Genomic DNA, 8589 nt, shown 5'->3' on the forward strand with positions numbered 1-8589 from the left:
CGGCGCGATGGTGCCCAGCCCCGCCGTGACCAGCGGATGGATGCCGTTTTCCGGGCGCTGCGGCAGCACCAGCGTCAGCGGACCGGGCCAGAAGGCCTCGGCCAGTTTCATCGACAGTGGATCGAATGTGGCGATGCGTTCCGCCATGGCGAGGTCGGCGACATGAGCGATCAGCGGATTGAAGCGCGGGCGGCCCTTGGCCTCGAATATCCGCGCAACGGCTGCGCCATTGGTGGCATCGCCCGCCAGCCCATAGACGGTCTCGGTCGGGATGGCGACGACATCGCCGCCTTCGAGCAGCGCCAGCGCCCGCTCCATCGCCTCGCCGACGGCAAGTATCTCAGCCAAATTCATCACCAATCATCGATACGCCGGTCCCCGTAGTACGGCTGGGAAGGCGGGGCAAGGGCGGGCGTTGGCGATTTATCAATCCCTAAAATGTTAAGTTTCCGCGCAAGCCGGCATCAATCCGCCCGCACTAGGGTGCGGATTTCCGGTTGTTGGGCTCGGGGAGTTTTCGTGATGCGTATGCTTTGTTTTGACGCATTTCCGGACGGAAGGCTACGGCGAAGTCGCCGAGCCCAACCGTTACACACTTCTCCTGGAATTGCTCTGGGAATGGTCGGTATCGGCATTTTGGCGACGACCGGGTTGGCGCAAGCTTCGTCCATCGTCGTGCTTGGCGCTGCGACCTCGACGCCATCCGTGGTCAGGCTGACGGCGATCGAGCCTGGCCCGATCTCCGCTGCCTCGACACCGTCGGTGGTGGCGCTCGGCGATCCAGTACCCGCCGTCACCGACGAGACGGTCGCGGCGATCCCGGAGAAATCCGGGCATGGCCGCGCGCAGACGCCGATGATCATTCGCGGCGGCATCGTCGGCGGCGCCTTCGCAACGCCCGCGGCGACCGCGGCTGCCAAGACCACGGCACCGGCTGCCACGACACCGGCAAACGGCACCGCGCCGGCTGCTGCCACGCCTCCCAACGGCACCGCCACGACGGCCGCCAACGGGCAGGCGAAAGCGGCCGACAACCAGGCGGCCGCCAATGCATCGGGCGGCCAATCGCAGCCGCAAGCCAAACCACAAAACGCCTCGACATTGCCGCCGGTCGGCAAGGCAATGTAGGCCGGCCCTCGCGGCGGCCCGGTTGCGTCGGGTGCCAAGCCGAGTGGACTTTTCGTTGCTGTCCGATTTCCGTCATCCGGCTCGTGCACAACAGGGTGATTTTCAGAGGGGGATTTCATGACGGGTTCGAAAGCAATGATCGTCGCCGGGCTGTTGGCTGCGTCGGCGCTGAATGCGGCCGCTGCCCAGGCTCAGGACATGCTGGGTTCCTATGTTGCGCGCATTTCCGAACGCGACCATCAAGCCAGCGACGGCTACCCGCTGCGGAGCGCGGCGCAGATGGTGCGGCAGGACCGGGCCAACTGGCACAAGTTCCGCCGGCGCGACGCCGACGACCAGGGCGATCCATGGTTCCGCGGCAATGATGACCGCGCCCAACTGGAGCGCATGCTGGAACGCGGCGGCGCGATGAGCAGCGCGACCCGGCGCGCCATCGTCAATGGCGAGCCGCTGATCGAGGTCGACGTCTATCCGGACAGCGTGCGCGTCAGCATCCTGGAGGACTGATAGACAAGGGTTGACGAAAAAAGGGCGACGCTCACCGCGCCGCCCTTTGTTGTTCAAGCGATGAGAAACGGCTCAGGCCGCTTCTTCCTTGTCGTCATCGTCGGACTCGTCTTCGTCGTCGCCGTCTTCATCCTCGTCATCACCCGAGGCCTTGGCGTCTTCGTCGTCCTCATCCTCGTCGTCCGACTCGTCCTCGCTCGTGGCAGTGGCTTCCTCATCGGCGTCTTCGTCGTCCTCGTCGTCGCTGTCTTCGTCGCCGGCTTCTTCCTCGTCGCCTTCGTCCTCATCGTCTTCAGACGGATCGGCGGCTTCGACCGCCGCGGCGGCATGGTCGAGGAGGCTTTCAGAAGCGGGCTCGATATACTCGGCGGCGGCCGGGGTTTCTTCAGTCAAATCGATGTCGTTAACGGAATTCATGGCATGCCTCCGTGGTTGGGGAACGTCTTAAGGCGCGTCACGCTGAAGTGAATTCAGGCGACGCGCTTCAAGTCTTTGTTCGATGCATGTCGTTGTTCCAGAATCGCTGAACACTTCTGGACGACATGCATTGGTTCTCCCATGCGGAGGTCATCGTCATATGACTGTAAGCCGGCTCCGGCGCATTAAATTTGGGCCATGAAATTGTCGAAGCGCGCCCGCGCCTTATGGGGCGCAGGCAGCTTCGGATCGGCGACTTTTTGGCCGTCAGCCGACGATTTTTGAAAAATCGGCGACCTGGTCGGTGGCGGCGCGGATGCGGGCAAGCAGCGCCAGCCGGTTGGCGCGCACTGCCTGGTCCTCATCATTCACGAGAACGCCTTCAAAGAATGAATCAACGGGTTCACGCAAAACGCTAAGCGCCAGCATGGCGGCGGAAAAACCTTCGTTTTGAATCGCTTGGCCGGCTTCCTTTTCAGCCTGATTCACCGCGGCAAACAGCTTCTTTTCCGCGTCCTCGCGGAACAGCGCCGGCTCAACAGTCTCGGCGATCAGCGTTTTCTTCTTCTCCTCGGCCGCCAGGATGTTGGCGGCGCGTTTGGTGCCGGCGAGCAGGTTCGTGCCGTCCTCGCTGTCGAGGAAGGAGCCCAATGCCTCGACACGACGGACGATCTGCAGCAGGTCGTCGGACTGCGGCGTGATGACGGCGTCGATCAGGTCGTACCGCGCGCCCTGGTCACGGAGATAGACCTTCAGGCGGTCGTGAAAGAAGGCGAGGAGGTCGGATATCTGGCCGGCGCCGCCCGTGAAGTTGGCAAAGGCCTTGGCGAAGATCGAAGTCAGCTCCAGGCGAATGCGGTTCTCGATCAGTATCCTGACCACACCAAGTGCCGCGCGCCGCAGCGCGAACGGGTCCTTGCTGCCGGTCGGCTTTTCATCGATAGCCCAGAAGCCGGTGAGCGTGTCGAGCTTGTCCGCGAGCGCCACAGCCACCGAGACCGGATCGGTCGGCACGCGGTCGGAAGGGCCTTGCGGCTTGTAGTGCTCCTCGGCGGCCGCGGCCACTGACGGATGCTCGCCCTGCAGCAACGCATATTTGCGGCCCATGGCGCCCTGCAGTTCAGGGAACTCGCCGACCACCTCCGTCGGCAAGTCGGCCTTGGCAAGCACCGCGGCGCGGGTGACAAGCGTGGTAATCTCCCCCCTTGAGGGGGAGATGTCGCCGGAGGCGACAGAGGGGGTCGTCTCGCGTGGAGTACCAATGTCTTCTCTCTTCGAAAGGCCAGAATGCGTCGCATCAGCCGAAGCGACCCCATCTGGCCTGCCGGCCATCTCACCCTCAAGGGGGGAGATCGACTGCGCCACCGTCGGCGCCAATTCCTCGGCCAGTCGCTTGATCCGCGCGACCCGCTCGCCCTGGGTGCCGAGCTTGGCATGGAAGGTCACGTTGAGATGATCGAGCCGCGCCATGCGCTGGTCGAGCGGCTTCGTCAAATCCAGGTCGAACTTTGCCGCGGACTCTTTTAGCTGGTCGAGGTCCGGCAGGTCGCCCTGATCGGTCTTCCAGAAATAGAGCGCGTCGGAGAGGCGCGCCCTGACCACCTTGCCGTTGCCGTATGCGATCTCCTTGCCGCCATCGTTCGCCTCGATGTTTGCGACCAGGACGAAGCGATTGGAGAGGTCTTCGGCCGCGCCATGCGGCCGGGTCACAAAACACTTCTGGTTGGCGCGGATGGTGAGGCGGATGACCTCGGCGGGAATGGTGAGGAAATCATCCTCGAATTCGCCCATCAATACGACCGGCCATTCGACCAGGCCGGAGACTTCCTCGAGCAGACCCTCATCCTCGACAAGGTCGAGCCCATTGGCGAAGGCGATGTTGCGAGCGTCGTGAAGGATGATCTCCTTGCGCCGGTCGGCATCGAGCACGACCTTGGCCGCCTCGAGCTTTGCGACGTAGTCCTCGAAGCGGCGCACGGTGATCAAGCCCGGCGCGTGGAAGCGGTGGCCGTAGGTGGCGTTGCCGGAGCGGATGCCGTCGATCTCGAAATCGACCACTACCGGCTCTTCGGTCTCCGGGCCGAAGGTGCAGACGATCGATTGCAGCGGCCGCACCCAGCGCAGCGAGCCGGGCTTGGCCGATGCCGGCCCCCAGCGCATCGATTTCGGCCAGGGAAAGTTTTTGATGATGCTCGGCACCAGCTCGGCGATGATCTCTTCCGCCGCCCGGCCCGGCTTCGAAATGTGGGCGACATAAAAGTCGCCTTTCTTCGGATCGGAATGGACATGCGCCTCGGCGATCGATGAAAGGCCGGCCTTGCGCAGAAAACCCTGCACGGCCTGCTCGGGCGCCGTGGTCGAGGGACCCTTGATCTCCTCGCGAATGTCTTTCGAGCGCGCGGTCAGCCCCCGGATGTCGAGCGCCAGGCGCCGCGGTGTCCAGTATTCGCGCGCCGCCTCGTAGGTCAGACCCGCCTCGACCAGACCGTCGGTCAGCATCTTTTTCAGATCGCCGGCAGCCTTGCGCTGCATGCGCGCGGGAATCTCTTCCGAGCGGAGTTCCAGAAGCAAGTCGGGCATTGATTAGCTCCTCACCCTCCCCTTGATGGGGAGGGTCGGCGCGTCAGCGCCGGTGTCACGAATGCGCGGGAAATAGCAACTCGGCTGGCCGCTGTCACCCCGCAAGCTTTGCCCTGGCCAGCGCCGGTTTCCGGAAATTTTCATCGCCGCTGTCGGGACGGCGCGAGCCCACCCGTCCTTGGAGCAGAAATTCCCATGAACCGAACGCGGCGCTGAAGCGACCTACGCTCAGGCGGAGAACTATTGGCTGAACGACCATGAAGACGGCATCGAGAACCCTGCAGATCCTGGCACTGAGCGCCTGCTTCGCCGCCCAGATGCATGGCACGTTCTCGATGCCGGGCGTCAGACAAGCACTTCGCACGATCGACAGCGTAAGCAGCCAAAGCGTGTTCCCGATCGCTGCCGCTTCCGAAATCGCAAAAACCGTATTGGGTTAAGCCGCCAGACCGCCCGCCTGCGTCTTCAGGAACGCCTCCCCGCAAGCCTTCGCCAGGTTGCGCACGCGCAGGATGTAGCTCTGGCGCTCGGTGACGGAAATCACGCCGCGCGCGTCGAGCAGGTTGAAGACATGGCTTGCCTTGATGCACTGGTCGTAGGCCGGGAAGACCATCCGGTGCATCGCCAGATTGTCGTTCGACGCGGGCGCGCCTGCGGCAAGCAGCGCCTTGCATTCGGTCTCGGCGTCCTCGAAATGCCGAAGCAGCATCGCCGTGTTGGCGAATTCGAAATTGTGGCGCGAATATTCCTGCTCGGCCTGCAGGAAGACGTCGCCATAGGTGACCTTTTCCGCACCTTCGCGGCCGTTGAAGTTCAAGTCGTAGACATTGTCGACGCCCTGCACATACATGGCGAGCCGCTCCAGCCCATAGGTGAGCTCGCCCGCCACCGGCGCGCATTCGATGCCGCAGACCTGCTGGAAATAGGTGAACTGAGAGACTTCCATGCCGTCGCACCAGCACTCCCAGCCGAGGCCCCAGGCGCCGAGCGTCGGGCTTTCCCAATCGTCCTCGACGAAGCGGATGTCGTGCAGCAGCAGATCGACGCCGATCGCCTCGAGCGAGCCGAGATAGAGTTCCTGCAGGTTCGGCGGATTCGGCTTCAAGATCACCTGATACTGATAGTAGTGCTGCAGCCGGTTCGGGTTCTCGCCGTAGCGGCCGTCCTTCGGGCGGCGCGACGGCTGCACGTAAGCGGCATTCCAGCGACGCGGACCGAGTGCGCGCAAAGTGGTTGCCGGGTGGAAGGTACCGGCGCCGACTTCCATGTCGTAGGGCTGCAGGATGACGCAGCCATAGTCGGCCCAGTAATTGTGCAGGGTCAGGATCAGCCCCTGGAAGGAGCGGCTGGGATGCATATGGGCAGGAATGTCGATGGTCACGGCGGCCTCGGAAAGCGCGGGATTGGGCATTCCCTAGTTGCCGGGCCGGCGAGCGTCAAGGCAGGGCGCCGCATCATGGAGAGTTGAACGCTTTGCCGGCGGCTGGCCCATTGCCGGCCGCTCAGGCTGGCCGTTTGCTCGCCTGAGCCGCAACGACAAAGGTTCCGCCATGCCAGGTCAACTCACCGTCCGCCCCATCGCCCGGCAGGATTACGAGCAGTGGCTGCCGCTCTGGGACGGCTATAACGCCTTCTACGGCCGCTCGGGCGCAACCGCGCTTGCTGGCGAGATCACGCAGATGACCTGGTCGCGCTTTTTCGATGCCTATGAGCCGGTGCATGCGCTGGTGGCGGAACGCGACGGCACCCTTCTCGGCCTCGTCCACTATCTCTATCACCGCTCGACCACGGCGATCGCGCCGAACTGCTATCTGCAGGACCTCTTCACCTCGCAGGCCGCGCGCGGCCGGGGCATCGGCAGGGCGCTGATCGAAGGCGTCTACGAAGGGGCCAAGGCAGCGGGCGCGGGCCGCGTCTACTGGCTGACGCACGAAACCAACCACACCGCGATGAAACTCTATGACAAGATCGGCGAGAAATCCGGCTTCGTCGTCTATCGGAAGCTGTTCTAGCGTCTATCGATATTCAGGTGATGCCGGCCTGCAAACGCCGGTTCCTCCGCTTCCGGCCTTCGCCGGCCGAAGCACTCGTGGTGGCGTGGCAGTTAAATGGAGGCTACGGCCGGCGTAGGCCGGTGCTCACGTACTTTAGTACGCTCCGCTCCGGTTCTCGGAAACCACCGTTTTCGACTCGGCCTGACCTGAATCTCGACAGACGCTGCGCCGAAACAGAAGCGAGGCCCGAAGAGCCCCGCCAAAACCGTTCGTGTCTTGCCCCTCAGCCTTTCGGAGCCGGCAGCACCGGGGCCGGCTTGACCTTCGGGGTTTCCTGCGCCGTGTTGGATTCGATCGGCGGCAGGCCCTTGAGCAGCTTTTGCTGCAGGGTCGCGAGCACGTCCGGATCCGGCTTCAGGTCGCGCGCCTGGGTCCACTGGAAGGTCGCTTCCAGCTTGCGGCCGACGCGCCAATAGGCATCGCCCAGATGATCGTTGAGGACCGGATCTTCCGGCTTCAGCGACACGGCGCGCTCCATTTCGCGGACGGCGTCGTCGAAGCGGCCGAGGCGGTAATAAGCCCAGCCCAGCGAATCGACGATGTAGCCGTCGCTTGGCCGCAGATCCACGGCCTTCTGGATCATCGCCAGGCCTTCCTTGAGGTTCGTGTTCATGTCGACCCAGGAATAGCCGAGATAATTCAGAACTTGAGGCTGGTCGGGCTGCAGCTCCAGCGCCTTGCGGAAATTGGGCTCGGCCTTCGGCCATTCCTTCAGCCGCTCATAGGCGATGCCGCGCTGGTAGAAGATGTTCCAGTTGGCGGCCGTCGGCGTCTTCAGCTCATCGACCGCCTTGTCATAGAGATTGGCGGCCGAGCGGAAATCCTCTTTGGAAGAGTAGACACCGCCGAGCGCGAGATAGCCGCGCATGTCGGCCGGATGCGCGTCGACATAGCCCTTGAGGTGCGCGATGGCTTCGTCGTGGCGGTCAATGTCGGCGAGGTTCAGGCCGAGCTGCAGTTCCGAGAGCTCCTTCAGCGGCGAGGAAGCCGGAATGCGGCGATAGAGCGCGATTGCGCCCTCGCCGTCCTTCAACTGCTCGGCAACGGCGGCCAGCTGGACGAGAGCGGCGTCGCTGTCCGGCTTCAGCGCCAGCGCGTATTGCAGATAGAGCCGTACGAAAGGCTCGCCGCCGCCACGGTTCAGCGCGGTGGCGAGATCGAGCAGGATTTCGGAGGCGCCGTCCGCCGGGCCGGCGGCCAAGGGCTCGATCTTGTCGCCCTTGCTGATCCTGTCGCGCAGCGTGGTGATTTCGAGCTTGCCCGGCGCGAAGGCTTCTGCCTGGTTCAGCACTGTGATCGCCTTTGCCTTGTCGCCCTTGCGGGCGAGGAACGAGGCATAGGCCTGTGCGTTGCGCATCCAGGTCTCGGGCGCGGAGCTGCCGGCGGCGGTATCGGCCAGCGTGGCGGCGTAGATTTCATCGGCCTTGTCGGAAAGACCGGCGGCGTCGGCGATCAGCGCGCGGTGGAACGACTTGAACAGGCCAAACCAGTCCGGTCCCTTGAGTTTGTCGATGGAGTCCATCGCTTCGGAGGCATCGCCCGCGCCTTCCTTGGCCCAGCCGTCCATGACGCCGGAGAGCAGCCGATCGAGATCGGATTCGAGCGACAGCTTCAGCCAGTACTGGGCCTTGGTGTAGTCCTTCTTGTGGAAGGAATCGACGGCAAGCGCCAGACGCGAGAAGCGCTCGACATCGGGCACTTGCTTGAGCTTGTCGGCATAGACCAGCGATTCCTCGAAGCGGCCCTGCGCGACCAGCGCCAGCATCAGGCTCTGCTGCAGCTCCGTGTCATTGGGCGCGAAGGCCAGCGCCTGCTTGTAGTAGGCGATGGCATTGTCGAGATCGTTGTCGCTTTCCGCGATGTGAGCAGCGAGATAGGCGCCCGAGAAGGACGTGATCTGGAT

General features: G+C 63.7%; 9 protein-coding genes. 4 read left to right on the forward strand and 5 right to left on the reverse strand.

The window, feature by feature from the left end; genetic code table 11:
* The coding region (locus EOA38_RS20020; protein ID WP_145966005.1) for an L-threonylcarbamoyladenylate synthase at positions 1-348 on the reverse strand (348 nt) is incomplete at its 3' end.
* Positions 349-618: 270 nt separating this feature from the next.
* On the opposite strand from EOA38_RS20020, the gene EOA38_RS20025 reads away from it, so the two are divergent.
* Positions 619-1128, forward strand: coding sequence for a hypothetical protein (locus tag EOA38_RS20025; RefSeq protein ID WP_189434757.1), 510 nt, complete (start codon positions 619-621; stop codon positions 1126-1128).
* A 117-nt stretch (positions 1129-1245) separates the two neighbouring features.
* A complete protein-coding gene (locus tag EOA38_RS20030) occupies positions 1246-1635 on the forward strand; it encodes a hypothetical protein (protein ID WP_126095284.1) in 390 nt (129 codons plus the stop codon).
* A 72-nt stretch (positions 1636-1707) separates the two neighbouring features.
* Here the strand turns inward: EOA38_RS20030 and EOA38_RS39240 are convergent, their stop codons facing one another.
* Together EOA38_RS39240 and glyS are read right to left on the reverse strand one after the other, a co-directional pair.
* The gene (locus EOA38_RS39240; RefSeq protein WP_189434759.1) at positions 1708-2052 is read right to left on the reverse strand and encodes an ATPase; all 345 of its coding nucleotides are present in this window, start codon (positions 2050-2052) and stop codon (positions 1708-1710) included.
* 267 nt (positions 2053-2319) lie between these two features.
* The gene (glyS, locus tag EOA38_RS20040; RefSeq protein ID WP_127221094.1) at positions 2320-4632 is read right to left on the reverse strand and encodes a glycine--tRNA ligase subunit beta; all 2313 of its coding nucleotides are present in this window, start codon (positions 4630-4632) and stop codon (positions 2320-2322) included.
* Positions 4633-4889: 257 nt separating this feature from the next.
* Between glyS and EOA38_RS20045 the strand changes: the two genes are divergently transcribed.
* Positions 4890-5072: a hypothetical protein gene (locus EOA38_RS20045; protein WP_126095286.1), complete on the forward strand. Its 183-nt coding sequence runs from the start codon at positions 4890-4892 to the stop codon at positions 5070-5072.
* Here the strand turns inward: EOA38_RS20045 and EOA38_RS20050 are convergent.
* A complete protein-coding gene (locus EOA38_RS20050) occupies positions 5069-6043 on the reverse strand; it encodes a glycine--tRNA ligase subunit alpha (protein ID WP_189350252.1) in 975 nt (324 codons plus the stop codon). The two genes, EOA38_RS20045 and EOA38_RS20050, sit on opposite strands and share 4 nt — an antisense overlap.
* Before the next feature lie 139 nt (positions 6044-6182).
* Between EOA38_RS20050 and EOA38_RS20055 the strand changes: the two genes are divergently transcribed.
* Complete coding sequence (locus EOA38_RS20055; RefSeq protein WP_127221095.1) at positions 6183-6644, forward strand: GNAT family N-acetyltransferase; 462 nt, start codon at positions 6183-6185, stop codon at positions 6642-6644.
* Positions 6645-6909: 265 nt separating this feature from the next.
* Here the strand turns inward: EOA38_RS20055 and EOA38_RS20060 are convergent.
* The coding region (locus tag EOA38_RS20060; RefSeq protein WP_127300031.1) for a tetratricopeptide repeat protein at positions 6910-8589 on the reverse strand (1680 nt) is incomplete at its 5' end.

This window comes from Mesorhizobium sp. M1E.F.Ca.ET.041.01.1.1, from assembly GCF_003997355.1.
In the GTDB taxonomy this organism is placed as follows: domain Bacteria; phylum Pseudomonadota; class Alphaproteobacteria; order Rhizobiales; family Rhizobiaceae; genus Mesorhizobium.

Bases quoted from the DNA above. Each gene is read 5' to 3' on its own strand.
- EOA38_RS20025 (WP_189434757.1), top strand. From the start codon at position 619: ATGGTCGGTATCGGCATTTTGGCGACGACCGGGTTGGCGCAAGCTTCG.
- EOA38_RS20030 (WP_126095284.1), top strand. From the start codon at position 1,246: ATGACGGGTTCGAAAGCAATGATCGTCGCCGGGCTGTTGGCTGCGTCG.
- EOA38_RS39240 (WP_189434759.1), bottom strand. From the start codon at position 2,052: ATGAATTCCGTTAACGACATCGATTTGACTGAAGAAACCCCGGCCGCC.
- glyS (WP_127221094.1), bottom strand. From the start codon at position 4,632: ATGCCCGACTTGCTTCTGGAACTCCGCTCGGAAGAGATTCCCGCGCGC.
- EOA38_RS20045 (WP_126095286.1), top strand. From the start codon at position 4,890: ATGAAGACGGCATCGAGAACCCTGCAGATCCTGGCACTGAGCGCCTGC.
- EOA38_RS20050 (WP_189350252.1), bottom strand. From the start codon at position 6,043: ATGCCCAATCCCGCGCTTTCCGAGGCCGCCGTGACCATCGACATTCCT.
- EOA38_RS20055 (WP_127221095.1), top strand. From the start codon at position 6,183: ATGCCAGGTCAACTCACCGTCCGCCCCATCGCCCGGCAGGATTACGAG.